The organism is Bacteroides caecigallinarum (assembly GCF_016901995.1).
Lineage (GTDB): Bacteria > Bacteroidota > Bacteroidia > Bacteroidales > Bacteroidaceae > Phocaeicola > Phocaeicola cellulolyticus.
The window spans coordinates 21172-47286 of record NZ_JACJLE010000031.1; the positions used below are offsets into that span (position 1 = coordinate 21172).

25 protein-coding genes are annotated in these 26115 nt (G+C 39.9%); 17 read left to right on the forward strand and 8 right to left on the reverse strand.

Annotated features, from left to right (window positions below):
• Positions 1 to 49: 49 nt before the first annotated feature.
• Entirely contained in the window at positions 50 to 871 is an 822-nt protein-coding gene (locus H6A61_RS09180; RefSeq protein ID WP_154044777.1) for a glycogen/starch synthase, read from the reverse strand.
• Between the two features lie 287 nt (positions 872 to 1158).
• Between H6A61_RS09180 and panC the strand changes: the two genes are divergently transcribed.
• On the forward strand, positions 1159 to 2004 hold the full coding sequence (panC, locus tag H6A61_RS09185; protein WP_204393055.1) for a pantoate--beta-alanine ligase: 846 nt from the start codon (positions 1159 to 1161) through the stop codon (positions 2002 to 2004).
• Between the two features lie 14 nt (positions 2005 to 2018).
• Positions 2019 to 2369 (forward strand): aspartate 1-decarboxylase, encoded by a 351-nt coding sequence (gene panD, locus H6A61_RS09190; protein ID WP_154044779.1) that lies wholly within the window; start codon positions 2019 to 2021, stop codon positions 2367 to 2369.
• A 96-nt stretch (positions 2370 to 2465) separates the two neighbouring features.
• Here panD and H6A61_RS09195 read toward each other — a convergent pair whose 3' ends face one another.
• The 3 genes from H6A61_RS09195 to H6A61_RS09205 form a co-directional block, all read right to left on the reverse strand.
• The gene (locus H6A61_RS09195) at positions 2466 to 4457 is read right to left on the reverse strand and encodes a fructose-1,6-bisphosphatase (protein ID WP_204393057.1); all 1992 of its coding nucleotides are present in this window, start codon (positions 4455 to 4457) and stop codon (positions 2466 to 2468) included.
• 32 nt (positions 4458 to 4489) lie between these two features.
• On the reverse strand, positions 4490 to 6151 hold the full coding sequence (locus H6A61_RS09200) for a putative transporter (protein ID WP_204393059.1): 1662 nt from the start codon (positions 6149 to 6151) through the stop codon (positions 4490 to 4492).
• Between the two features lie 156 nt (positions 6152 to 6307).
• A complete protein-coding gene (locus H6A61_RS09205) occupies positions 6308 to 6916 on the reverse strand; it encodes a tetratricopeptide repeat protein (protein ID WP_204393061.1) in 609 nt (202 codons plus the stop codon).
• Positions 6917 to 7121: 205 nt separating this feature from the next.
• Here H6A61_RS09205 and H6A61_RS09210 point away from each other — a divergent pair, with 205 nt between their 5' ends.
• From H6A61_RS09210 to H6A61_RS09265, 12 genes are all read left to right on the forward strand, one after another.
• Positions 7122 to 8201 (forward strand): phosphotransferase enzyme family protein, encoded by a 1080-nt coding sequence (locus H6A61_RS09210; RefSeq protein ID WP_154044783.1) that lies wholly within the window; start codon positions 7122 to 7124, stop codon positions 8199 to 8201.
• Positions 8202 to 8491: 290 nt separating this feature from the next.
• Positions 8492 to 8920: a SoxR reducing system RseC family protein gene (locus H6A61_RS09215; RefSeq protein WP_204393063.1), complete on the forward strand. Its 429-nt coding sequence runs from the start codon at positions 8492 to 8494 to the stop codon at positions 8918 to 8920.
• Positions 8921 to 8937: 17 nt separating this feature from the next.
• Complete coding sequence (locus H6A61_RS09220; protein ID WP_204393065.1) at positions 8938 to 9903, forward strand: Fe-S cluster domain-containing protein; 966 nt, start codon at positions 8938 to 8940, stop codon at positions 9901 to 9903.
• Positions 9904 to 9939: 36 nt separating this feature from the next.
• Positions 9940 to 11277, forward strand: coding sequence for an electron transport complex subunit RsxC (gene rsxC / locus H6A61_RS09225; RefSeq protein WP_204393067.1), 1338 nt, complete (start codon positions 9940 to 9942; stop codon positions 11275 to 11277).
• Between the two features lie 24 nt (positions 11278 to 11301).
• Entirely contained in the window at positions 11302 to 12291 is a 990-nt protein-coding gene (locus H6A61_RS09230) for an RnfABCDGE type electron transport complex subunit D (RefSeq protein ID WP_154044787.1), read from the forward strand.
• Entirely contained in the window at positions 12288 to 12929 is a 642-nt protein-coding gene (locus tag H6A61_RS09235) for an RnfABCDGE type electron transport complex subunit G (RefSeq protein WP_154044788.1), read from the forward strand. The genes H6A61_RS09230 and H6A61_RS09235 overlap by 4 nt, the downstream gene beginning before the upstream one ends.
• A 19-nt stretch (positions 12930 to 12948) precedes the next feature.
• Positions 12949 to 13533, forward strand: a complete 585-nt coding sequence (gene rsxE / locus H6A61_RS09240; RefSeq protein WP_154044789.1) for an electron transport complex subunit RsxE — start codon at positions 12949 to 12951, stop codon at positions 13531 to 13533.
• Positions 13534 to 13552: 19 nt separating this feature from the next.
• Positions 13553 to 14152, forward strand: coding sequence for an electron transport complex subunit RsxA (rsxA, locus tag H6A61_RS09245; RefSeq protein WP_154044790.1), 600 nt, complete (start codon positions 13553 to 13555; stop codon positions 14150 to 14152).
• Positions 14153 to 14315: 163 nt separating this feature from the next.
• On the forward strand, positions 14316 to 15350 hold the full coding sequence (galE, locus tag H6A61_RS09250; protein ID WP_154044791.1) for a UDP-glucose 4-epimerase GalE: 1035 nt from the start codon (positions 14316 to 14318) through the stop codon (positions 15348 to 15350).
• 205 nt (positions 15351 to 15555) lie between these two features.
• Positions 15556 to 16029, forward strand: a complete 474-nt coding sequence (locus H6A61_RS09255; RefSeq protein WP_204393069.1) for a DUF456 domain-containing protein — start codon at positions 15556 to 15558, stop codon at positions 16027 to 16029.
• A 637-nt stretch (positions 16030 to 16666) separates the two neighbouring features.
• On the forward strand, positions 16667 to 18871 hold the full coding sequence (locus H6A61_RS09260) for a sodium-translocating pyrophosphatase (protein ID WP_204393072.1): 2205 nt from the start codon (positions 16667 to 16669) through the stop codon (positions 18869 to 18871).
• Between the two features lie 32 nt (positions 18872 to 18903).
• On the forward strand, positions 18904 to 19389 hold the full coding sequence (locus tag H6A61_RS09265; protein ID WP_154044794.1) for a ferritin: 486 nt from the start codon (positions 18904 to 18906) through the stop codon (positions 19387 to 19389).
• 78 nt (positions 19390 to 19467) lie between these two features.
• Here the strand turns inward: H6A61_RS09265 and H6A61_RS09270 are convergent, their stop codons facing one another.
• The 4 genes from H6A61_RS09270 to H6A61_RS09285 all read right to left on the reverse strand — a co-directional run bounded on the left by H6A61_RS09270 (position 19468) and on the right by H6A61_RS09285 (position 22121).
• Positions 19468 to 19605, reverse strand: coding sequence for a hypothetical protein (locus tag H6A61_RS09270; RefSeq protein ID WP_204393074.1), 138 nt, complete (start codon positions 19603 to 19605; stop codon positions 19468 to 19470).
• Positions 19606 to 19811: 206 nt separating this feature from the next.
• Complete coding sequence (locus tag H6A61_RS09275) at positions 19812 to 20018, reverse strand: hypothetical protein (protein ID WP_204393076.1); 207 nt, start codon at positions 20016 to 20018, stop codon at positions 19812 to 19814.
• Positions 20011 to 20790 (reverse strand): hypothetical protein, encoded by a 780-nt coding sequence (locus tag H6A61_RS09280; RefSeq protein WP_204393078.1) that lies wholly within the window; start codon positions 20788 to 20790, stop codon positions 20011 to 20013. The genes H6A61_RS09275 and H6A61_RS09280 overlap by 8 nt, the downstream gene beginning before the upstream one ends.
• A 263-nt stretch (positions 20791 to 21053) precedes the next feature.
• On the reverse strand, positions 21054 to 22121 hold the full coding sequence (locus H6A61_RS09285; protein ID WP_204393080.1) for a hypothetical protein: 1068 nt from the start codon (positions 22119 to 22121) through the stop codon (positions 21054 to 21056).
• 186 nt (positions 22122 to 22307) lie between these two features.
• On the opposite strand from H6A61_RS09285, the gene H6A61_RS09290 reads away from it, so the two are divergent.
• The 3 genes from H6A61_RS09290 to H6A61_RS09300 form a co-directional block, all read left to right on the forward strand.
• Complete coding sequence (locus tag H6A61_RS09290; RefSeq protein WP_204393082.1) at positions 22308 to 24404, forward strand: ATP-binding protein; 2097 nt, start codon at positions 22308 to 22310, stop codon at positions 24402 to 24404.
• 71 nt (positions 24405 to 24475) lie between these two features.
• Positions 24476 to 25381 (forward strand): helix-turn-helix transcriptional regulator, encoded by a 906-nt coding sequence (locus H6A61_RS09295; RefSeq protein WP_204393084.1) that lies wholly within the window; start codon positions 24476 to 24478, stop codon positions 25379 to 25381.
• A gap of 85 nt (positions 25382 to 25466) precedes the next feature.
• On the forward strand, positions 25467 to 26115 hold a 649-nt coding region (locus H6A61_RS09300; protein ID WP_204393086.1), incomplete at its 3' end, for a PD-(D/E)XK nuclease family protein.

Consider the following 26115-nt stretch of genomic DNA (forward strand, 5'->3'; position numbering starts at 1 on the left):
TAAAAATGAATCAATACAGACTTATCCATATTGATTCATGGTAAATTAATTATTCTACACCTTCCAGTACCTTATCATACAGTGTGTTGCAAGCGTCAGCATAAGCTTCAAATCCTTGCTGATTTTCTACAACCGGTATGTTAAGGCTTCTAGCATAATCCAATAACTCTGGGTTTACATTTTCGCCATTCTGTACAACACCGTCAGAATATGCAATTGCAAGTTTGCACAATTCATTATAGTTTACCGGATTATTTATCATTTTCAAATCATCTGATGTGATTTCTTTGAACTTCAATTGTTCGTTGAAGTTTTCCACGAAATTTGATTTGAAACCATCATCATAGATAGAGAATACAACTTTTGAGTCGCGGAATGAAGGTTCGTCGTAGTATGCTTTCTTGATATATAAAGGTACTACAGCACTCATCCATCCATGGCAGTGTATTACATCAGGACACCAGCGAAGTTTTTTCACAGTCTCCAATACTCCTCTTGCATAGAAGATAGCTCTTTCTCCATTGTCTTCGTATTCATTTCCGTTTTCGTCAGTTGTCATAAGTCTGTGCTGGAAATAATCGTCGTTATCAATGAAGTATATCTGTCTGCGTGCAGCCTGAACAGATGCCACCTTAATTATAAGAGGATGGTCTGTATCGTCTATTATCAAGTTCATTCCAGACAGGCGGATTACTTCGTGCAACTGATTTCTACGTTCGTTTATGATACCCCACTTAGGCATGAATGTACGTATTTCACGACCTTTGTCCTGAATTGCCTGTGGAAGATTTTGTCCGATAAGCGACAATTCGCTTTCCGGTACGTAAGGAGTAATTTCTTGTGTAATGAATAAAACTTTCTTAGCGCTCATGTTATTATTAAATGCTCAAAATGTTTTGCAAAGGTACAAAAAAAAGGGTATATTAAAAAATGCATTTTCAAATAAATCCTTATAGTATGTTAACATGTTTTGGTTTTATGCGAAATAATTCATTTTACAACCGTTTTTCAGCTTGTTAGTGAGTTAAAAACGACACTTTTTTGTATTTATCTTTCATTATGTGGTAAATAATGGTTTACTTTGCACCCGATTTCAGGAACTATATAATAGCTCTGTATATAGACTTAATATAGAATAGTATAAACTATAAGAAAGAAATGAAGTTAATTCAGACAATCAGTGAACTGCGCAGCGAGTTGCAGGCAGTTCGTAAGCAAGGAAAGTCAATAGGTTTAGTCCCTACTATGGGTGCTTTGCACGACGGACACGCTTCTTTGGTAAAGCGTGCGGTAAAGGAGAACGACGTGGTAGTGGTCAGCGATTTTGTCAATCCTACTCAGTTCAATGACAAAAATGATTTGTTGAAATACCCAAGAACTTTGGAAGCCGACTGTGCTTTGCTGGAGAAACATGGTGCAGCATTTGTTTTTGCTCCTTCGGTAGAAGAAATTTATCCTGAGCCTGATACACGTCAGTTCAGTTATGCTCCGCTTGATACTGTTATGGAAGGTAAGTATCGTCCGGGACACTTTAATGGAGTTTGCCAGATTGTAAGTAAGCTTTTCATGATAGTTGAGCCTGACAGGGCTTATTTTGGTGAGAAAGATTTCCAGCAGCTTGCTATAATCCGTGAGATGGTACGCAAGTATCCTTTTAATCTTGAGATTGTAGCTTGCCCTATAGTGCGCGAGGCTGACGGTTTGGCTTTGAGCAGTAGAAACGCAAGACTTTCTGCAGAACAGAGAGTTCAAGCATTGCAGATTTCGAAGACTCTGTTTGATAGCCTGGAGTTTGCAAAACTGCATACGCTTGCCGAGACAAAACAATATGTGGAGGACAGAATAGCTGCATCCGAAGGTTTGCGATTGGAATACTTTGAGGTAGTTGACGGTGATACATTGCAGACTGTTTCTTCATGGGATGACAGCAAATATATTGTGGGATGCATCACAGTGTTCTGTGGCGAAGTCAGATTGATTGATAATATTAAATATAAAGAATAAACCCAGTAAAAACTATGATGATAGAAGTATTGAAGTCGAAGATACACCGTGTCACAGTCACTCAGTCCAACCTCAATTACGTTGGCAGTATCACAATTGATGAGGATCTGCTTGATGCTGCAAATATAATTGCCGGCGAGAAAGTACACATCGTTGACAATAATAACGGTGAAAGATTTGAGACTTATGTAATAAAGGGAGAGCGTGGCTCAGGATGTATATGTCTGAATGGGGCTGCAGCACGCAAGGTACAGGTAGGAGATATTGTGATAATAATCTCATACGCTCTTATGGATTTTGAAGAAGCCAAGACGTTCAAACCTTCAGTGATTTTCCCTGATACTTGTACCAACAAGTTGGTGTAATTTTATACTTGCTATATATGCAGAAAAAACGCTTTGACGTTTTACATAAAACGTCAAAGCGTTTTTTCTTAAATGCCTAATCGTTTTTTTTATCTGTTATAAGGCCTTCTCTTTCAGGATGCCTGTTCTGTATGCTATGAGAAGTTTCTTCAAGTCTTCAATTTGAATTTTCAGCTCCTCGCCTTTATCAGTATCTTTCACCATCATACGCTTCGTACTTAGTTCCACTATCTGAGTTGTAGATTTGATGTCTTTACCTTCCTCTATGGCAGCTTGCGTAGAAGTGAAAGGTTCGTGCTGTACGAGCTGGAAACCTCGTGAGTGATATACCAATGTATATCCGGCTATACCGGTTTCAGGCTGGTATGCTTTAGAAAATCCTCCGTCAATAACCATAAGTTTTCCGTTAGCTTTTATAGGCTTTTCACCCTGGACGGCTTTTACAGGAACGTGTCCGTTTATGATATGGCGGTGTTCACCTTCTACGTTGAACTCATCCAGAATCATGTCGCACACGGCTTCATCATTTCTCTTCGAATAGTAATATCCCTTTATCTCCTTATGGGTTTCCTTGTCTGTCAGGAAGTATCTTTCGAAAGTGGCCATCTTGCTCTTGTCGAATGCAGGAGAGTCCTTACCGCACCACAGATACCATACATAGTCTATGGCAAAATCCTTATCTTCATTGTCTTTGTCGGCAAAATAGGCAGTACGTATAAGCTGACCTACTTTATTGAGCAGTTCCTTGCCTTTGTATTTCTTGTCGCCTATAGTTATTTCTTTCAGACTTCCGTCTTCGTTAAGAGGCATTGAGGCGTGGAAAAGGAGGTTGGAGTTGCACACATTATACATACATCCGTATCTGAACAGACATTTCATGTGCTTGCGGAGCTTTTCGCTTCTTGTGAATGAATCATAAAGCTTGTTCACCACATCAGCCTCTTCTTCCGTAAGTTTGTATGGATCATTAGGATCTACAGTAGGCATGAGGCAATCTCTCATCTCATATTCCTTGTCGCCCAATTTCAAGACTTTTTTCTCGAAATCAATATGATGGAGGAGCATTCTGTCTTCCATCTCGAATTCCGGTCTGCGTTTTATTATTTCGGCCTCCAGCTTGAACTGTATTATACATATAGCCTTGTGCATCTGTGCTATCATGCGCAGTGTCTTGTCGCTGTACTGTGCGTCATACTCTTTTGGATAGAACTGGGTGCATGGATCGTCAGCGTACGCTTCCATTGCGAATGTAGCGAGCGGAAGCAGGTTGATGCCGTATCCGTCTTCTAAGGCAGGCAGATTGCCATATCTCATTGCCAGACGCAGAACATTTGCTATACTGCATTTGTTTCCTGCAGCAGCTCCCATCCATAGTATGTCGTGGTTTCCCCACTGTATGTCGAAGTTATGATAGTTGCACAGTGTGTCCATTATGATATGTGGGCCCGGACCTCTGTCGAAGATATCTCCAAGAATATGCAGTGAGTCGATGGTAAGTCTTTGTATAAGATTGCAAAGGGCGATTATGAAATCATCAGCCCTGTCTGTTTCTATAATGGTGCTGATAATTACATTGATGTATGCCTGCTTGTTCTGCGTAGTGCTGCTTTCATGCAGAAGCTCCTGTATTATGTATGAGAATTCTTCAGGTAATGCCTTTCTTACTTTCGAACGTGTGTATTTCGACGATACGTTCTGACATACGCTTACCAGTTGGTTCAGCGTAATCACGTACCAGTCGTTCATGTCTTCTTCTGTTTCCTTTACCCTGATCAGTTTTTGTTCCGGGTAATATATCAGAGTACATAATTCTTTCTTTTCAGCCTCTCTAAGAGTGTTACCGAATATCTCGTTTACTTTTCTTTTTATGGCGCCGGAAGCATTTCTCAGTACGTGATTGAATGCTTCATATTCCCCATGAAGGTCTGCCAGAAAGTGTTCTGTTCCTTTTGGAAGATTGAGTATGGCTTCGAGGTTTATAATTTCAGTACTTGCGGCAGCTATTGTCGGGAAACTTTGCGACAGTAGTTCCAGATACCTTAAATCGTTTTTGATTTCCTCTATTTTTGCCTTGTTTGTTACTGTCATGGCTTTAGATTTATTTTATGATTGGTTTATTTCTATAAAAATAGCATCAATATGATTTGTATCATTATCACTCTGGTGAACATACCCAGCGGATATACCGTAGCATAGCTTACCGCAGGATTGTCATTCGGTATAATGTCGTTGGCATAATTCAGTGCCATTGGGTTTGCCATGCTGCCGCAAAGCATTCCGCAGGTACTTCCGAAGTCAAGATGGAATATTCTCATTGATACAATTGCCATTATCACTACAGGGATGAATGTGATGGCAAATCCTATGCCTATCCACAGCGCACCTTCCGGTCTCATTACTGTTTCGAAGAAATGTGCTCCGGCGTCGAGTCCCAGACATGCCAGATATAATGAAAGTCCGATACCTCTAAGCATGAGATTGGCGCTTCGTGTAGTGTATGTCACCAGGTGCAGGCGCGGACCGTACGCGCCAATCAGTATTCCTATTATAATAGGTCCACCGGCAAGGCCTAATTTTACAGGCGAGCTTATTCCCGGTATGCTGATAGGTATTGCCCCGATGATAAGGCCAAGCACTATACCTATGAATATAGATGCCATGTTAGGGTCTTTCAGTGTTTTTACTGTATTTCCAAGCACTTTTTCTACGTTCTGTATTGCTGCAGCTTCGCCTACTACTGTCAGTCTGTCTCCCAGTTGAAGTACAAGCCCCGGTGTGGCAAGCAGCTGTACTCCGCTTCGTGTCACTCGGCTGATGTTTATACCGTAAGAATTTCTCAGTCTTAGACTGCCAAGTTTCTTTCCGTTTATCTCCGGACGTGATATGACAACATGCTTTGAAACCAGCTGGCTGTCTATGGCATTCCAGTCAATATCTTCCTTATTCCAATCCCTGTTTTCCTGCTCTCCGAAAAGTATAGTCAGGGTAGGGGCGTCTTTCTCTGTAGTGATAACCAGTATCCTGTCGTTTTCCTTCAGAATCTTTTCTGATGTTGGGATACTTACGTTTCCGTCTCTCCAGAGTCGTGATATGACAAATTTAGGATAGCTCAACTTTGCTATATCCTGTATGCTCATGTTGAATATTGCCGGGTTGTGAATCTGGAAAGTAGCTATGTATGTGTGATTGGTGTCATCGTGGTCATGACTTTCCATGTCTTTGGGTCTTACCACCAACTTTCTCAGTACTACTATTGCCAGAATTACTCCTACAACTCCCAAAGGATATGTGATGGCGCAACTTAGAGCAGCTCCGCTGGTCGGCTCACCCAGCTGTTTCAATGTTTGCTGTGCCGCACCTAGAGCCGGAGTGTTTGTAGTGGCTCCGCACAAAATACCTGCCATATCCGAAAGTGGAACGGATGCAGTCTTGCTTATTATTACAGCCATTGCCGTACCTATCAATATCACTCCAAGTCCCAGCATATTCAGTTTGCATCCTCCTTTATGGAAGGAACTGAAGAAGCCTGGACCAACCTGTAGTCCTAATGAATATACGAATAAAACCAGTCCGAAACTTTCTGCATAGATAAGCATTTGCGGATCGATGGAAAAGCCTAAATGTCCGGCCAGAATCCCGATGAAAAATACGAATGTCACTCCCAGCGAAACTCCGAACAGATGGAGCTTCCCAAATCCTAATCCTATGGCTGTGATAAGCGACAATATAATGACAGCCTGTAAGGCTGAATGCTCAAAAAATAAATCTGTAAACCATTCCATGCCGCAAATTTACACACTTTTTTTGATGAATGTTTATATTATGTTATTTTATTTTTGGCAAGGATTGATAAAAATATCACTCTTTATTGTAAAAAAATAACCCTTCCACACTGGGTTATACAGTAATGAAAGGGTTAGTTGGTTTAAAAAAATGTATTATTTAAGCGACATAAGTCCCATTACATTAGTCACTTTTTCAGCAAGTTCATCTGTTGGAACAGACTCTATAAGTTTCATCATCAGATCTGTCACGTCTGCATTCTTGTCAAGAGTAAGAACCTTGTTCAAGTCGTCGATAGCTTCTTCATAGTGTTTTGTATTCATATACATCTCAGCCCTGGTCTTGAAACTTTCGGCATCGTTCGGATTCAGTTCTATTGATTTGTTGATATCGCATATTGCATTGTCCCATTTTTTCAGATTTCCCCAAAGGATACTTCTTGTGTAATATGCAAATGAACGGTATTCCTTGTCGTTCTCCGGAATTAACTCAATGCTTGAGTTTGCAGCTTGCATAGCCAATACTATGTCGTTGCATGCATTGCAGATGAGTGACATATAACAATGCGCATATCCGTTTTCAGGATTACACTCTATTTCTTCGTTTAGAAGTTTATAGGCTGTTTCTATATCACCGTTGTTGAGTGCAGTCACTCCGTTGATATAATTGTCAGATTCCGGACGGTTGATATTTTCTGCGTATGAAGTTCCGCAGAACAACATTATAAATAATAATGTGATAATAGTTTTTCCAGTGGTTTTCATGTCGCTATTTAATTTTAAAGTTTGGTCGCAAAACTATAAAGTTTTATTTTACCTACAAAGAAAAGCGGACAAAAAATACGATAATATATAAAAAACTTCTATCTTTGTCGCATCTAAATAAATCTAAGACTGAAAATAAACCTTGTTTTGCTATCCGGTGATGGCAATTTATATAGAATGAAAATTTTTAAAACTTGTTATAACCATGAATTCATTAAATCAAATCATTGAAAAATTTCCGGAAATCAAAAATGTGGAGTCGGTCAAACCTTTGACTGCAGGACTTATCAATCAGACTTATCTTGTCACTACACAGGAAGGTATTCCAAACTTTATACTTCAGTGTATAAATCATAATATCTTCAAGAATGTCGATTTATTGCAGAATAACATCGAATGTGTAACAGGACATATCCGCAAGAAGCTTGAAGCTGCGGGTGAAAAGGATCTTGACAGGAAAGTTCTTCGTTTTGCTGTGACAGATAATGGTAAGACATATTATTTTGATGGTGAGAAGTACTGGCGTGCATGCGTGTTCGTTGAAGGTTCTCTTACACTTGATGCCGTTACACCTGAATCATCATATCTTGTCGGACTGAAATTCGGTGAGTTTGAAGCTATGTTGTCCGATCTGCCATGTCAGCTCGAGGAAACAATTCCTGATTTCCATAATATGGAGTTCAGAATGAAACAGCTTCATGATGCTGTTGAGGCTAACGCTGCCGGACGCCTTGACAAGGTGCGCGACCTTGTAGCTGAGATAGACAAGGATGCTTACGACATGTGTTGTGCGGAAAGATATTATAGAGAAGGTAAACTCCCTAAACGTATATGCCATTGTGATACTAAAGTCAGCAATATGCTCTTCGACAAGGAGGGAAATGTTCTTTGTATCATCGACCTTGATACGGTAATGTCAAGCTTTGTATTTTCTGATTTCGGTGATTTCCTCCGTTCCGCTGCAAATACAGGCCAGGAAGACGATGAAAATCTTGATAATGTCAAGTTCAATTTTGAAATCTTCAAATCATTTGCAAAAGGATATATTGAATCGGCAAAGTGTTTCCTCACTCCGCTTGAGATAGAACTGCTTCCTTATGCCGTTACACTGTTCCCTTATATGCAGGCTGTACGTTTCCTTACAGACTATATTAATGGAGACACTTACTATCAGACTAAATATCCGGAGCATAATTATGTAAGAACGCTTGCGCAGTATAAGCTTTATAAAGAAACTAAGGCTGCAATGGGCGAAATGAAAGATTATATCAATTCTCTTATATAATTAAGTATCGCGCGCAGATGTTACGTAAAGTTATATCTGCGTGTGTGTATAATCTTCATTATACGTTTGCTCTGTTTCAACTGGAAATATGAAAAGAACTTTATCCTTTATATTCCGATATTGCTGTCGGATTGTTCATTGGATATGGTTCTTTTTTGTGTTTTTTAATCATAATGTCGTAGAAGTGCTTCTGAATTGGATTTTTTTCACAAAAAAAATCCCGTTAACGATAACGGGTATTGAAAAAATGTTGTACATTTGCTCCGTATTTGTAAAGTGTGGTTTGCAAAATGAATAATAATATAAAACACCTTGGTATTGTGGAAAGCATAGACGGCTCTCATGTGAGAGTTAAGATTCTTCAGAGCTCGGCTTGTTCGTCGTGCAGCGTGAAAGGTCACTGTAATGTTTCGGAGACTAAGGAAAAGATAATCGATATACATGATAAGGAAAGTGCTGATTGTTGTTCGGTAGGACAGCAGGTAATGGTATGCGGCACTACCTCGATGGGTATGAAAGCCGTTTTACTGGCATTCGTATTGCCTTTCGTCGTGCTCTTTGTTGCCTTGTTTGTTACTATGAGAATTACAGATGGAGATGAGGCTACATCTGCTTTAGTCTCTTTATGCACCCTTATACCTTATTATATAATAATATATCTGTTGAGGAACAAAATCAGTCGCACATTCTCATTTACATTGGAAACAATAAATAATTAATAAACTAACTTTAATTTATGGATTTAATTTTAATTGCAGTAATTTCATTGGGAGCCATCGGCTTGGTTGCAGCAGTAATTCTGTATGCAGCATCTAAGAAATTCGCTGTGTACGAAGATCCGCGAATTGCTCAGGTAAGCGAAGTGCTTCCTCAGGCTAACTGCGGTGGATGTGGTTATCCTGGATGTTCTGGTTTTGCCGCAGCTTGCGTTAAAGCCGGTTCACTTGAAGGTAAACTGTGTCCTGTAGGCGGACAGCCTACAATGGAAAAAGTAGCTGCCATTCTTGGTCTTGAAGCTGCCGCTTCAGAACCTAAGGTAGCTGTAGTGAGATGTAACGGTACATGTGCCAACCGTCCTAAACTTACTCAGTACGACGGTGTACGCTCATGTGTAGTGGCTAACTCTACTTACGGTGGTGAGACAGGATGTACATTCGGATGTCTTGGATGTGGCGACTGTGTGTCGGCTTGTACATTCGGTGCCATCAAGATGAATCCTGAGACAGGACTTCCTGAAGTAGATGAAAGCAAGTGTACTGCCTGCGGTGCCTGTGCCAAGGCATGTCCTCGTTCAATCATCGAAATCCGTCCTAAGGGTAAGAACAGCCGCCGTGTTTACGTTCAGTGCGTCAACAAGGATAAGGGTGCCGTTGCCCGTAAGGCTTGTGCTGCTGCATGTATCGGTTGCGGCAAGTGTGTCAAGGTATGTCCGTTCGAGGCTATCACTCTTGAAAACAATCTTGCTTACATCGACCCTGCAAAATGTAAGTCATGCCGCAAGTGCGAAATGGAATGTCCTCAGAATGCAATCATTGCTGTGAACTTCCCTCCTAGAAAGGCAAAACCTGCTGAAGAAACTGCTCCAAAGGCAGAGCCAGTAGCTCCTAAAGCAGAAACTGCAGCTCCAAAGGTTGAAAAACCTGCGACAGAACAGCCAAAAGCAGAAACTCCTGCGCAGGAATCTCCAAAGGCAGAAGCATAATTAATCCGATTAGTAACAATATTAAACGATATAAACGTGAAAACATTTAGAATAGGTGGAGTCCATCCGGCAGAAAACAAGTTGTCGGCAGGCAAGGCGATAGAAACGCTTGCCCTCCCCAAACAGGCTGTTTTCCCTTTGTCTCAGCATATAGGCGCACCGGCTACAGCCATCGTAAAGAAGGGTGATGTAGTGAAGGTTGGTACTAAGATTGCCGAAGCAGGCGGTTTCGTTTCGGCTGCTATTTACTCTTCAGTATCAGGTAAGGTGAACAAGGTGGACAGCGTTATCGATGCCAGCGGTTACCGCAAACCGGCTATCTTCATCGACGTGGAAGGCGATGAATGGGAAGAATCAATCGACCGCAGTACAGAACTGGTTAAGGAATGCAACCTTACTCCGGAAGAAATAGTAGCTAAGATTAAGAACGCAGGTGTAGTAGGTATGGGTGGTGCATGTTTCCCAACTCATGTAAAACTTACTCCTCCTCCAGGATGCAAGGCTGAATGCGTTATCATCAACGCAGTAGAGTGTGAGCCTTATCTTACTGCAGACCACCGTCTGATGCTTGAAAAAGCTGATGAAATCATGGTGGGTGTGCAGATCCTTATGAAAGCCGTAAAAGTTGACAAGGCTTACATCGGTATTGAGAACAACAAGCCTGATGCTATCAAGCTGATGACAGAAAAGGCAGCCCAGTACAAAGGTATTGAAGTTGTTCCTCTGAAAGTTAAATATCCTCAGGGAGGTGAAAAACAGCTTATCGATGCTGTTATCGGCCGTCAGGTTCCTGCCCCTCCTGCAATTCCTATCAATGTAGGTGCCGTAGTTCAGAACGTAGGTACAGCATATGCCGTTTATGAAGCTGTTCAGAAGAACAAACCGTTGTTCGAACGTGTGGTTACAGTGACAGGTAAATCACTGAAGAATCCTTCAAACTTCCTGACACGTATGGGTACACCGATGAGCCAGCTTATCGAAGCTGCCGGAGGTCTGCCTGAAGATACAGGAAAGGTAATCGGTGGTGGTCCTATGATGGGTAAGGCACTTGCCAATACTGAAGTTCCTATCTGCAAGGGTAGTTCAGGTGTTCTCCTGATGAACGACAAAGAAGCTGCACGTGCAGAGGCTATGCCATGTATCCGTTGTGCAAAATGTGTAAACGCATGTCCTATGGGACTTGAACCGTTCCTTCTGGCTACATGCTCTGCTCATGGCGACTGGGAACGCGTAGAGAAAGAAATGATTATGTCATGTATAGAGTGTGGTTCATGTCAGTTCACATGTCCTTCACGCCGTCCAATGCTTGACTATATCCGTTTAGGTAAAGGCAAAGTAGGTGCGATTATCCGTGCACGCAATGCTAAAAAATAATCAATCGAAATTTATCGAATAACTATGGCTAATAAATTAATAGTATCTTTATCACCCCATGTACACAGCGGCGACAGCGTACAGAAAAACATGTACGGTGTAATCATAGCCTTGATACCTGCTTTGCTCGTGTCATTCTATATGTTCGGTCTTGGGGCTGTAATCGTTACGCTCACATCTGTTGCAGCGTGCTTGTTCTTCGAATGGGCGATTACCAAGTTCATTCTGAAACGCGAACGTACAACCATACTCGACGGCTCGGCAGCACTTACTGGTCTGCTTCTTGCCTTCAACCTTCCGTCAAACCTTCCTTTGTGGATTATCATCATCGGTGCCCTTGTAGCAATCGGTATCGGTAAGATGACTTTCGGCGGATTGGGATGCAACCCTTTCAATCCTGCATTGGTTGGACGTATCTTCCTGCTTATCTCTTTCCCTGTACAGATGACTTCATGGCCGGTAGCTGGTCAGCTTACAGCTTATACAGATGCAGAAACAGCAGCTACTCCACTCGCTCTTATGAAAATGGCTGTAAACGGTGACGCTGCTGCTCTCGAACAGCTTCCTTCTACTATGGACCTGTTCCTCGGTAACAATCCGGGATGTATCGGTGAAATCAGTGCATTGGCATTGCTGTTGGGTCTGGTATATATGTTGTGGAAGAAAATCATCACATGGCATATCCCGGTATCAATCATCGCTACAGTATTCGTATTCGCTACACTGTTGAATTTGGTTGACCCTGCCAAATATGCCGACGGACTGACTCACCTGTTCACAGGTGGTCTTATGCTGGGTGCCATCTTCATGGCTACAGACTATGTTACATCGCCTATGAACCACAAAGGCATGATTATCTACGGTATTGCCATAGGTTTCCTAACAGTACTTATCCGTACTTTCGGTGCCTATCCGGAAGGTATGTCGTTCGCTATCTTCATCATGAACGCATTCACTCCGCTAATCAATACTTATTGCAAACCTAAAAGATTCGGGGAGGTAGTAAAGAAATGAAAAAGCTAGAATCATCATTGAAGAATATGGCTCTCGCCCTGACAGGTTTCTCTGTAGTGGCAGGAGCAATATTGGGCTGGGTGAATAAGGTGACTGCCGAACCTATAGCACAGGCCAATGCAAAGACATTGAGCGACGCTATAGCAGTAGTAGTTCCCGGTTTCGACAATAACCCTGCGGAAGCTCCTGAAACAATCGATGTTGACGGTGTTTCATATAAGATTTACAAGGCTACAAAAGGTGGCGAGTTTATTGGTGCTGCAGTAGAATCTTCATCTATGGGATTCGGTGGCGAACTGAAAGTCCTTGTCGGTTTCGATGTAGAAGGAAACATCATCGACTATTCATTGTTGAGCCACGCTGAAACTCCGGGATTGGGCTCTAAGGCTGCCGACTGGTTCAAGAAAGGTGCAAAGGGTGACATCACAGGCAAGAATCCTGGCGAAGCTCCTTTGGTTGTGTCGAAGGACGGTGGTCAGATAGATGCCATCACAGCTTCTACTATCACTACAAGAGCATTCCTTGCTGCAGTGAACAGCGCATACGGAGCATACAAGAACCAGCATGTCGACGGTACTAGCGGTGCAACTCAGCAGGCTGCTGCCGAAGAGAAAACTGAAAATGTAGAAAACAAATAAACAGGAGAGGAGTAAGATTATGAATAATTTTAAAGTATTGATGAACGGAATCGTTAAGGAAAATCCTACTTTCGTTCTCCTTTTGGGTATGTGTCCTACTTTGGGTACAACATCTTCTGCCATCAACGGTATGGGTATGGGACTCGCTACAATGTTCGTGCTTATCTGTTCAAACATTGTAATCTCTTCTATCAAGAAACTTGTGCCTGACATGGTTCGTATTCCTATCTTCATCGTGGTCATAGCATCATTCGTGACAGTATTGCAGATGGTAATGCAGGCATACGTTCCTGCCCTCTACGCTACTTTGGGTCTGTTCATTCCGCTTATCGTGGTGAACTGTATCCTTCTTGGCCGTGCTGAGGCTTTTGCTGCAAAGAACAATCCTATAGCTTCACTGTTCGACGGACTTGGTATGGGACTTGGTTTCACTATCGCGCTGACATTGCTCGGCGGTGTACGTGAATTCCTCGGAACAGGCAAGATTTTCAATATCGCAATCATGCCGGAAGAATACGGTATGCTGATATTCGTTCTTGCACCGGGTGCCTTCATCGTATTGGGCTATCTGATTGCTATTGTAAACCGCTTGAAGAAAGCATAACCCTTAAAAGAATTTTGATATGGAATATATATTGATATTTATTACAGCTATATTTGTGAACAACATCGTGTTGTCACAGTTCCTTGGTATCTGCCCTTTCCTGGGAGTATCAAAGAAAGTTGAAACAGCTATGGGTATGGGTGCGGCAGTAGCATTCGTGTTGGTTCTTGCGACTATTGTTACTTACGTCATCCAGAAGTTTGTCCTCGATGCTTTCGGACTGGGATATCTTCAGACTATAGCTTTCATCCTTGTCATCGCTGCATTGGTACAGATGGTTGAGATTATCCTCAAGAAGGTTTCTCCATCGCTCTATCAGGCATTGGGAGTATTCCTTCCGCTTATCACAACCAACTGCTGTATCCTTGGTGTTACAATCCTCGTAATCCAGAACGACTTCGATCTGCTTACAGGTGTTGTTTATGCTTTTTCTACAGCATTAGGTTTTGCACTTGCTCTTATAGTCTTTGCAGGAATCCGTGAGCAACTCAGCCTCGTAAACATACCGAAAGGTATGCAGGGAATGTCTATAGCCCTTGTTACAGCAGGTTTGCTGGCTATGGCATTTATGGGCTTCTCAGGTGTTGATAAAGGTCTTGCAGCATTGTTTGGAATATAATACGGAAACAATATTGTATCTTTGAAAATCCGGTATCTCCCCAGATACCGGATTTTTTTATATATTTTCCATTAATTTGATAGCATTCTGAATATTATTTATTATATTTGCTCGAAATAAGTCTAAAACTTTATTATACAGAAAAATATAAAAACCTTTAATTATGAAAAAAAGAATTCTGGTTGCCGGTGGTACAGGCTACATCGGTTCTCACACAGTTGTTGAATTGCAGAACAACGGTTATGAAGTAATCATCGTAGATAATCTTTCAAACTCAAGAGCTGATGTAGTTGACAGCATCGAACAGATTACAGGCATTCGTCCAGCTTTCGAAAAAGTAGATTGCCTTGACTATGAAGGTATGGATGCTGTTTTCACAAAATATCCTGGTATAGAAGGTATTATTCACTTCGCAGCAAGCAAGGCTGTAGGCGAATCTGTACAGAAACCTTTGCTTTATTATCGTAACAATCTTGTTTCTTTGATAAATATACTTGAGCTGATGCCTAAGCATGGTGTAAAAGGAATTATCTTCTCATCATCATGTACAGTATATGGACAGCCTGATGTATTGCCTGTAACAGAAGCAGCTCCAATCAAGAAGGCAGAATCTCCTTACGGAAATACAAAGCAGATCAACGAAGAAATCATCGACGATACAATTGCTTCAGGTTCTCCTATCAAGGCTATCAAACTTCGTTATTTCAACCCTATTGGTGCGCATCCATCTGCACTTATCGGTGAATTGCCTAACGGTGTTCCACAGAATCTTGTACCGTTCCTCACTCAGACAGCTATGGGTATCCGTGAAAAATTGAGCGTATTCGGTGATGACTACGATACTCCTGACGGCTCTTGTATCCGTGACTACATTTATGTAGTTGACCTTGCTAAGGCTCACGTAATAGCAATGAACCGTATCCTTGAAGGTAAGCAGAAACAGCCTTCAGAAGTATTCAATGTAGGTACAGGTCGTGGCTTGTCAGTTCTTGAGCTTATCAATGCATTTGAATCATCTACAGGAGTGAAACTTAATTATCAGATTGCTCCTCGCCGTGCAGGTGATATCGTTAAGGTATGGGCAGATCCTTCTTATGCTAATAATGAACTTGGCTGGAAAGCTGAAACTTCTATCGAAGACACACTACGCTCTGCATGGAATTGGCAGGTACATTTGCGTGAAAAAGGAATCATGTAATTAAATCAAATAGAATAATAAAACTAATTATAAATAAAACTATCTGAATTGTGTGAATGTATGCGAATATATTCACACAAGTCTGTGCAAACCACAGATATAGTAGTTTTGTCGTGTTTTATTTTGTGTTTGTGTTGTGGCTGTTCTTCGACGTGAGTCGGAGGGCAGCTTTTTTTTCAGTATTCAATTTAATAAACTGGCAGATATGGATATAGTATTGATCGTTTTTTCGGTATTGTTTATGATTGTCGGTCTTCTGGGTTGTATTCTTCCGGCTCTTCCCGGTCCACCGCTTTCATATATAGGTTTTCTGTTGCTTCATTTCACTGATAAGGTTCAGTTTAGCACTACACAGATTCTTGTACTGTTGCTTCTGGTTGTAGTAGCACAGATTATCGATTATTTTATTCCTGTCTTGGGAAGCAAATACAGCGGAGGGACCAAATGGGGGAGTTGGGGCGCTTTTATTGGTTCTGTGGTAGGATTGTTTTTTCTTCCCTGGGGATTGCTTTTAGGACCTTTTCTAGGAGCAGTGGCAGGCGAACTTATGGGTGATGCCGATATGAAATCAGCATTGCGTTCAGGCACCGGTGCACTAGTAGGATTTCTTTTAGGCACAGTTTTAAAGCTGGCATTATGTATGTATTTTATAGTTCTTATGATACGAGCGCTTATTTGAAATGATATGTTTCCCGTTATCGCACACAATGTTTTTATATCCAATAAATGATATAAATCAAGAAAAACGGCATTTTTGTTAAAAACATGTTCTTCAACATTGTTTTTATCAATTTTACCCTTACCTTTGCATTGTGGTTGTGAAACCAGTAAGACTTATAAAACTATAAGTTACACAAAATATTAAGGTATTAGATTAGACTTAAGGTAATTATTTAAGGTATTAGGTTAAAGTTATTAGTTTAAAGGTAAAGAGGTTTTTCAAGGAATTAGTTTTTTGGATTAAGGTTAAGAGAGAGATTTTTAGTTTTCAGGATTTAGGGTTAGGTTTTAATAGGTTTTAGGATTAGTTTTAGGTAAAAAGTAAGAAAAGGGATAACGTAAGACTTGAAAAACAAAAGATGAAAAGAACCCTTAATTGGGGGGTTCTTTAGATGGCCGGCGGCATTCACAGACAACTGGATGGCGCCTTTTTTATGTCCGTATATTTCCGTTTTTTAAAATAAATAGTTATATTTATATAATATAGGATGCGGTTCGGCATAGCCAAATCTGAAAAAACATGTTTTTTCGTTTGTCTATGTTCTCACCTTTCACTATATTTGGGGAAAAGCGATTAAACTTAAAATCATATTCTTATGGAAACAGGATTATTTTGGATAGTGCCTGTAGCCTCAATTCTGGCTTTGGTACTTGCCTGGTATTTCTACCGGCAGATGATGAAAGAAAGCGAAGGAACACCTCAGATGCAGAAAATTGCATTACATGTTCGTCAGGGAGCAATGTCATATCTGAAACAGCAGTATAAGGTTGTTACTATAGTTTTCATCGCCCTGGTGATATTATTCTCCATTATGGCATACGGTTTCAATCTCCAGAACCACTGGGTTCCCGTGGCTTTTCTTACAGGAGGTTTCTTCTCTGGATTATCAGGCTATCTGGGTATGAAAACAGCCACATACGCTTCTGCACGTACTGCCAATGCCGCGCGTACTTCTCTGAACAGAGGTCTTAGGGTAGCTTTCCGTAGCGGTGCTGTTATGGGGCTTGTGGTTGTCGGCCTTGGTCTCTTTGACATTTCTTTCTGGTATATCCTCCTTGACAGAGTTATAGATGCCGATTCTGCAAATCCTACGGCTAAACTCTGTGTGATTACCACTACAATGCTTACATTCGGTATGGGAGCCTCTACGCAAGCTCTGTTTGCCAGAGTTGGAGGAGGTATATACACAAAGGCTGCCGATGTGGGAGCCGACCTTGTGGGTAAGGTTGAAGTGGGAATACCGGAAGACGATCCGCGTAACCCGGCTACCATAGCTGATAATGTGGGCGACAATGTAGGCGACGTGGCAGGTATGGGTGCCGATCTGTACGAATCATACTGCGGTTCAATCCTTGCTACAGCTGCTCTTGGTGCTGCAGCTTTTATCGGTACTGGTGATACTGAAATGCAGTTTAAGGCAGTAATTGCACCTATGCTTATCGCAGCCGTAGGCATCATACTATCTATAATAGGAATTTTTGCAGTCCGTACACGCGAAGATGCCGGAATGAAGGATCTGCTCAACTCTCTTTCTGTGGGTACAAACCTCAGTTCAATACTCATAGTGATTGCCACATTCTTTATCTTATGGATGCTCGACATGAAAAATTGGGTAAACATATCGTTTGCAGTAGTAGTAGGTCTGATAGTAGGTATAATCATCGGACGTTCCACCGAGTATTACACATCACAGTCTTATAAGCCAACCCAGAAACTTTCCGAAAGTGGAAAGACAGGCCCTGCCACAGTCATTATCTCAGGTATAGGTCTTGGAATGGTTTCCACTACTATACCTGTTATAGCAGTTGTGGCCGGTATTATATTGTCCTATTGGCTTGCTTCAGGATTCGATCTTTCCAACATTGGCATGGGCTTGTACGGTATAGGTATAGCCGCAGTAGGAATGCTTTCAACCCTTGGAATAACACTTGCCACTGATGCATACGGACCTATAGCCGACAATGCCGGAGGTAATGCCGAGATGAGCGGTCTTGGAGCAGAAGTCCGCAAGCGTACAGATGCACTTGATTCTTTGGGCAATACTACAGCAGCCACAGGAAAAGGCTTTGCAATAGGTTCAGCAGCACTTACTGGACTGGCTCTTCTTGCATCTTTTATAGAAGAAATTAGAATAGGTCTTGAGAGAATAGGTAATACAGTTCTTGAGCTGCCAAACGGAATAAGTGTAGCTATACATGATGCCAGCTTCACTGATTTCATGATATACTATGATGTAACCCTCATGAATCCTAAGGTACTTTCCGGAATGTTTATAGGCAGTATGATGGCATTCCTGTTCTGCGGTCTCACTATGAATGCCGTAGGCCGTGCAGCAGCCCATATGGTAGAAGAAGTGCGCCGTCAGTTCCGCGAGATAAAGGGGATACTCGAAGGTAAGGCAGAGCCTGATTATGCGCGCTGCGTACAGATTTCTACCAAGGGAGCTCAGCGTGAGATGGTATTCCCTTCAGTATTGGCAATAGTAGCACCAATAGTTACCGGACTCTTATTCGGAGTATCAGGAGTGATAGGTCTTCTTATCGGAGGATTGTCATCAGGCTTCGTGCTTGCGGTATTCATGGCAAATGCAGGAGGAGCATGGGACAATGCGAAGAAATATGTGGAAGAAGGTAATTTCGGTGGAAAGGGAAGTGAGGTACATCGTGCCACGGTTGTAGGAGATACAGTAGGCGACCCTTTCAAAGATACATCCGGACCGAGTCTGAATATTCTGATAAAACTTATGAGTATGGTTGCCATAGTCATGGCAGGGCTGACAGTGGCATGGAGTTTGTTATAGGATAATCAACATATATATTAAATTTATAAACTATGATTTCAGAAAAACTACAGAACGCAATCAATGCGCAGATTACTGCCGAAATGTGGTCAGCTAATCTTTATCTTTCAATGTCTTTCTATCTCCAGAAAGAAGGTTACGACGGATTTGCTTCATGGATGAGAAAACAGTCACAGGAAGAACTTGATCATGCATATAATTTGGCTGATTACCTTATGAAGCGTGGTGGTGAGGCTAAAGTTGACAAAATAGACGTTGTTCCTCAGGGATGGGGTAGTCCACTTGAAGTATTCGAACATGTTTACAAACACGAATGCCATGTTTCACAACTCATTGACGATCTTGTAAACATCGCTTCCGAAGTGAAAGACAAAGCTTCACAGGATTTCTTGTGGGGATATGTTCGCGAGCAGGTTGAAGAAGAAGCAACAGCTCAGGGTATAGTTGATAAATTGAAACGTTGCGGCGATCACTCAGGTATTCTATATCTGGATGATAAACTGGGACAGCGCAAATAATTTGAGACTACGCAGATAATTTCAGTGCTGCAATTTTGTCAGAGTGACAAAGTTGCAGCACTTTTTTATTGTCCCTGTCTATTTCTTGTCATTCTGGTTTTTGTCCTTGTCTTTTTTCAATAAATCACGCACTATTTTAACTACAGTTTTTACTGTTATTACAACGTCTTCAGGATCTACATCCTTCAATGTTCCTCGTTTTGAAAACTTATTCATATATATAATTTTTAAAGTTGATAGTAATAAAGTTATTTTTTCTCTAAGATTACAGTTTTGTAATCGAATTTCACATTATAGCCTTTTGATAATTCCGCCAGTGCAACACTGATCCCATATAGTAGATCAGGGTTTGATAGCCTCAGAAAGTCTTTCTTTAGTGATAATCATGATAATGAGATTTTTAAATTGTTATACATCGTTTTTTACTTGTTTTTATCCATATTTTCCCAGATTTTTCTGTATATAGGTTTTTGTATTATGCTCAAAAGTCCAGATGGCATGGTATGAAACGAGCCGCATTTCGGACATTTCATTGGAATAGACAGCGTAGTTGCCATAAATTCCATATCTTTTTCAATGAATTTGTTTCCGCATTTATCGCATACGAATCTTGTAGTCCCTCTAAGCATTTTCTATATATTTAAGTGTTGTCCTAAATCCTGACATCATGTCTTCATACACTTCCTTATATCCTATTCTCGCACTCGGATGATAGCTGTCTATCACTATTTTTCCGGTGGAAGGAGAGTAGTAAATCCAGTTACCAGTATCATCCACAAGTTGCAGGTCGTCCAGATACTGTGATTTTACAAAATCAAATATCAGGTTCTGTCCGTTTGCGTTTCCGCAACAAAGGATAACATCAGCATCGTAGAGAGCTATTTGACTTTTTAGAAAGATGGAATACCTGTTTATATATTCCGATAAAGTTTTCTGACTTATTTGGGCACCACCGCACTGTTTCTTGCAGTTTATATGTGCTATCGGAGCATTCTCGAAGAAAGGTCCCGATACATTCATATCTCTTGCTTCGTCAAACTCAGGATAATAGTCCGAAGTAGAATTAAGTAGTCCGTAACTCCACATTCTGAGGTTTTTAATGAAAGGCACACCCCTATGATAGGAAAAAGCAGCGCAGTTCTGCCGTCCTGTTTCTTCCCTTATGTTCCATGCCTCAGTATCATTCAGCTCTTTGGTTATTATTAGCAGTTTGCGTCTGGCATTCAGCCATAACTCCTCTTCCTTTCCCTCTTTGCGGTGCCACGTGTCATACTCGAAGAAGATATTTCCCCTGTACAACAGTCCGTTTTCCGAAAACTCATGAGCATTATTTATGCTTTCGGCATATTTACGCCATTCGTCCAGAATCTTTTGTTCAGTTTTCTTGATACCGGTTTCCATTTTAATTCATTATTAAGGTTTGATAATTCTTTTTGTTTGCTGATTTTCTTTTGAGGTCTGCAATGCAAAAGTATATTATGGCTACAATTTCTACCAGCTTTTCCTTTTATCTTGATTTTATTTCTGACCTCTTTCTTTGTAATAGATTGATATTTAATGAATTAGTGGCGTTTCAGACGGATTTTTTACTAATTTTTTACTAAAGCTTTTCTTCGTGTTTTTCGCTATAATGTCATCATGTTTCGATATTCTTTATCACTCACTTATCTTCTGGTAGCTACCATCCTGAAAATTGCTTTCATCTTTTTCGTTATGTTATCTTCGAATTCATTTTTTATCTGACTATGACTAAAATTGTACCTGAACATATCAGACAGGCATTCATTGGTATAAAGTGGAACATCAAAGGTCAGTTTTATATACTTCATAAACACTTCCTTATGCGCATTTGTTATATTGTTTCCGAAATCTATATTGTTTTCTCTGCGTATGAGTATCTTTTGGGTGGACAGTTGCTTGAATAAAGTTGCTATATTCTTTATTTTTCTTGTGTCTGCCATTCCTATACCTGCCAGACGTTCATTCTTTGTTTTCAATTTGAAAGAATCTTGTGCTTCCTGATTATTAAAGTAACGCACGAATAATGACTTTATCCATTCTACTGTTATATTTTCAGGTATAATCTTATATCTGTGTTTAAGTCTCTTTGTCTGGGCGGTTGTAAGTTTTGTTTCATCATCATTGCTGGAGAATATATATACCGAAATCACCGGCATGTCTATCATTCCGAAATAATTCAAGTCGCCGTGAGAAACCAGGCAGTCCTTAATAGCTTTGTTCCATACCATGATAATATGAGGTTTCAGCTCCTCTACCACCTGCATGAATGCCTCGTAATCCGTATCGTACAGTTCTTTATTGTCTGAATATTCAGGTGATTTCCCATTGGGCCAGTAGTGCTGTATATAATTTGTAAATGCCACTTTGCTCCAGAAATTATTTTTCTCTTCTTCAGTAAGGTGGTCACGTTTTTTAAGCATTATATATGTAAATGCACTGAATGCCGGATAGGGGAAACCCTCAAGATATGAGTCTATTTCTATTGTATCACTGTTCGACAGACAGTAATAATCCTTATCCTCCTTGTCTGTGTAGTAAGGACATTTCATATCCATTCCTAATATATATTTACTTGAAGCACATTCTTCTTTCAAATGGGGACAATCATTATACGGGCAGTAGAAGTGCGAGCCCAAGATGAGAGTTCTCAGTCCGTGTATCCCTTTGTCATAGTCTTCCCCGATTCTCGGCCTAAAAAAATATTTACCCATGCTTTGCATTCTTTCTTTTAAGTATTATTGCTTGCTATTGATACAAAAGTAATACAATGTTCATAATATGGATGTTTATGATAAAAGTAAAATCTGATTTTTATAGATGGATTTGACTTTTTTATTAAGCTATGCCCGGATTTGGCATATCTTCCTATGCAATTTTGTGGCATAAAACAGAATGATATGGAAAAAACTTTGATTCAATTGATTAAGGCAGCAGCTTCAAAACTGCATGACAGTAAGCTTAAAGGATTGGAAGGAAAGGAAATGGTATTATTGCTTGAGTTATTGAAAGAAAACATAGGTTTGGACAATAGAAATGAAGCGATAATTTTTACAGCAATGTTCGACCGCAGTTGTAGCGGTAAAAATTCTGGTATTGAGGATCTTGCATCTTATTTCAACTGTACACAGTTGGATATAATGGAGTATTTGCCATCACTAAAATCATTGCAGAAGAAAGGGTATATATTACAGACCAACCTTAACGAATGCCGTATAGTACGTCATAACTATATGGTTACTAATTATTTTATAAACTGCATACTGGAGAATAACAGACCGGAATACAGGAAGATACATCTACTTGATAAAGAGTTCGACAAGTATGATTTCTGCAAATTGGTGAATTCTCAGATTCATGACGGAGATGTCACTGCAGAGCTATTGTTTCAGTTTGTAGAGTCACTTGAAGATGATAATCGTGAGATGCAGATAGTAAAAGATTTAAGAACTATTATTCCCGATATTCAGTCTCGCACAATGTTTTATGAGATATGTTATGATTTTTTTAATCACGACGGATATGGGCGTTCGTCTTTAAGCAATATTCTGTCGGAAATGTATGAAGTGTTTGGGTATCAATTTCGCGAGCGTAAACTATTTCTTGAAGGTACGCACCCCCTTATACAGGCTGATTTGGTAGAAATATTAGGTGATTATGACGATATAATTCTGACAGACACCGGAAAACATCTTTTTTTTGGAGATGACTATAGAGTATTTGGAAAACAGTTTTCGGAGCTAAACAGATATTCTTTTGTACGTACTGTTAAAGATTATATTTATAGTAATGAACATAATATAGAAAATAAACGAGTACTCACTAAATTGTCTGCAAAGATTGAAACACTGGAAGATTATAATTCAAGCCTTACATGTATTAGAAACATAAAAGAGTTGGTTCCGGAAGAAGACTATCGTGCATTATTCTATATGATTTGTAATGCCTGTGTAAATAATGATGTGATTAGTATTAATAGTGAACTTGTCAGACTTTATCCGATAAAAGAAAGAAATGAAAACATTAAACTTTTCAAAGAAGAACAGCATAAACTCCAGCGACTTGAACTTGTAGAGATGGTTGCTAAGAGCAGTCTTTTCGGAGAATACACAGTTCTTGAACTTACAGACAAGGCCAAACAGCTTTATTTTGAGGAAGATGCAGAGTTTTACATAATGAAATCTGACAACAAAGATTTTATTTCAGCATCTGCTATAAAGGAAAAGAGACTGTTCTTTTCAAATAAAGAAAGTGAACAACTCTCGATGGTTTGTGAGGTACTGTCTGAGAGTAATTATAAATCATTGGTTGACAAGCTTGAAGCAAAAGGATTGCCAAAAGGTATTGCTGTACTGTTATATGGAGCTCCAGGAACAGGAAAGACAGAGTCAGTAATGCAATGGGCAAGAAAAACAGGTCGCGATATCATACATGTTGACATCAGTGCTTCAAAAAGCATGTGGTATGGCGAAAGTGAGAAAATAGTAAAAGATATTTTCAACCGTTATAGAAAGGCATGTAAGCGTTCCAAAGTCAAACCTATATTGCTTTTCAACGAGGCGGATGCAATATTCTCCAAACGCCGTGATATATCTGGAGGAAACAGTGTTGACCAGACAGAGAACACGATTCAGAACATTATCCTTGAGGAAATGGAGAAACTTGATGGTATTCTGATAGCTACTACCAATCTGGCAGATAATCTTGACAAAGCTTTCGAACGAAGATTTCTTTTCAAAATACAGTTCGGCAAACCTTCGGCAGATGTAAAATGTAATATATGGCTTGATAAAATGCCTGCTCTAAATCAGGATGAAGCCATGAAACTTGCATCTCTATATGATTTCAGTGGAGGAGAAATTGATAATGTAGTGCGTAAATCCACTATGATGGAGATTATTGACGATAGAGTTCCATCTTTTGAAAGTATATTGAGATTGTGTAGTGAAGAAAAAATAAACCAATCCTACAGAAAGATTGGTTTTGGCAGACAATGATATAATCTAATAATAGATTTGTTAGTTTCATCTCTAATATCTAATTTTGAAAATATATAAAACTAATAACTATGGCAGCAAATAAATTTGGCCGATATGTGTGGCTTGTGGACTTAATCAGATGTCATCCATATATCACATTCAAGGAAATAAGCGAAAAATGGGAAAACTGTGGTCTTGGAGACGGTAAACCTCTTCCATGGAAAACATTTATGAATCATAAAGATGCTGTGCAGACAATTTTTGATATAATCATCTCTTGTGATACCAAACGCGGATATGGATATTATATAGAAGATGCCGATTTATTGGAAGGAGACGCTTTTCGCTCCTGGCTGATAGATTCTTATGCCACACTGAACCAACTTCAGGCAGACAAGAAACTTGAAAAACGTATTTCCTTCGAGAAAATCCCGTCAGGAAATAAATTCCTACAGCCTATACTTCAGGCTATGCGACAGAACTCTGTAATCGAGATAACTCACCATGGTTTTGGCAGGTCACATCCAACAACATTCCTCGTCGAACCATATCATCTTAAAGTTTATAACCGTCGCTGGTATTTGATAGGATGGTCTGTCTATTCAGAGGATATGAGGACTTATGCACTTGATAGAATACAGAGTGTAGTCATCACGGATACAGAATTCAAGCTTCCTGAAACCTTTGATATAGATAAATATTTTGAGGGATGCGTGGGTATAATAACCGATACAGAATATGATATAGAGCGTGTGGTTATTAAAGCATACGGATGGGCGAGAAAATATTTATGTACATTGCCCATACATGAGTCCCAACGGGAAATAACATCAGATGATGAGTCTATTACGTTTGAGTTCAATGTACGTCCCAATTATGAGTTTGTTCAAATGCTTCTACAACAGACAGACCAGATAGAAATAATCGAGCCCCAGTGGCTTAAAGATGGAATGTGTCAGATTGCGGAAAATATATTATCGTATTACAGAAAATGATTAAATGAAAAGAAAATCAGATATAAATTTTATAGCAATAGATTTTATGCTTAATATAAAATAGTCTTTTTTTAATTTATATATTATGGAACAAAACATGCAAACCCTACTGAAAAAGATAGGTGAAATACAAAAAAAGCAAATAATAAAGCAAACAGAAGTCAGTAGGCGAGGTGAGAATTTTAATGTATTCAACGTCCTAGGACTCTGGAGTGAAGAAGTTAAGTTGCATTCTGCTATGCTTGCTGAATTACTGAATCCAGAAGGAAGCCATGGATGTGGTGAAGCTTTTCTAAAGGTTTTTATAGAAGAGGTTTTAAAGATTGAAATAAATGATGCTGCTAATGTGCTTAATAAAGCTGTTACTACAACGGAATATTACATAGGTCGTATCAATGATGATGGAACTGAAGGTGGGCGTATAGATATTCTGATTGATATGCCACAAGCATCTGGTGTACCGTCGCTAATTATTGAGAATAAAATTTATGCTAGTGATCAGTCCAATCAGTTGCTCAGATATTATAATTTTGCTAAAGACAAATACTGTTCTACAGATAATTTTAAAATATTATATTTGAGTCTTTATGGTAGTAGCCCTTCTGTTTCTTCAGTCGGGGAAAATGCGACTTTTGACTATACGTTAATATCATATAATAAAGACATTTTGAAATGGCTTGAGCATTGTGCTGCTATAGCTTATGATAAACCTAAAGTAAGAGAAACTATAATTC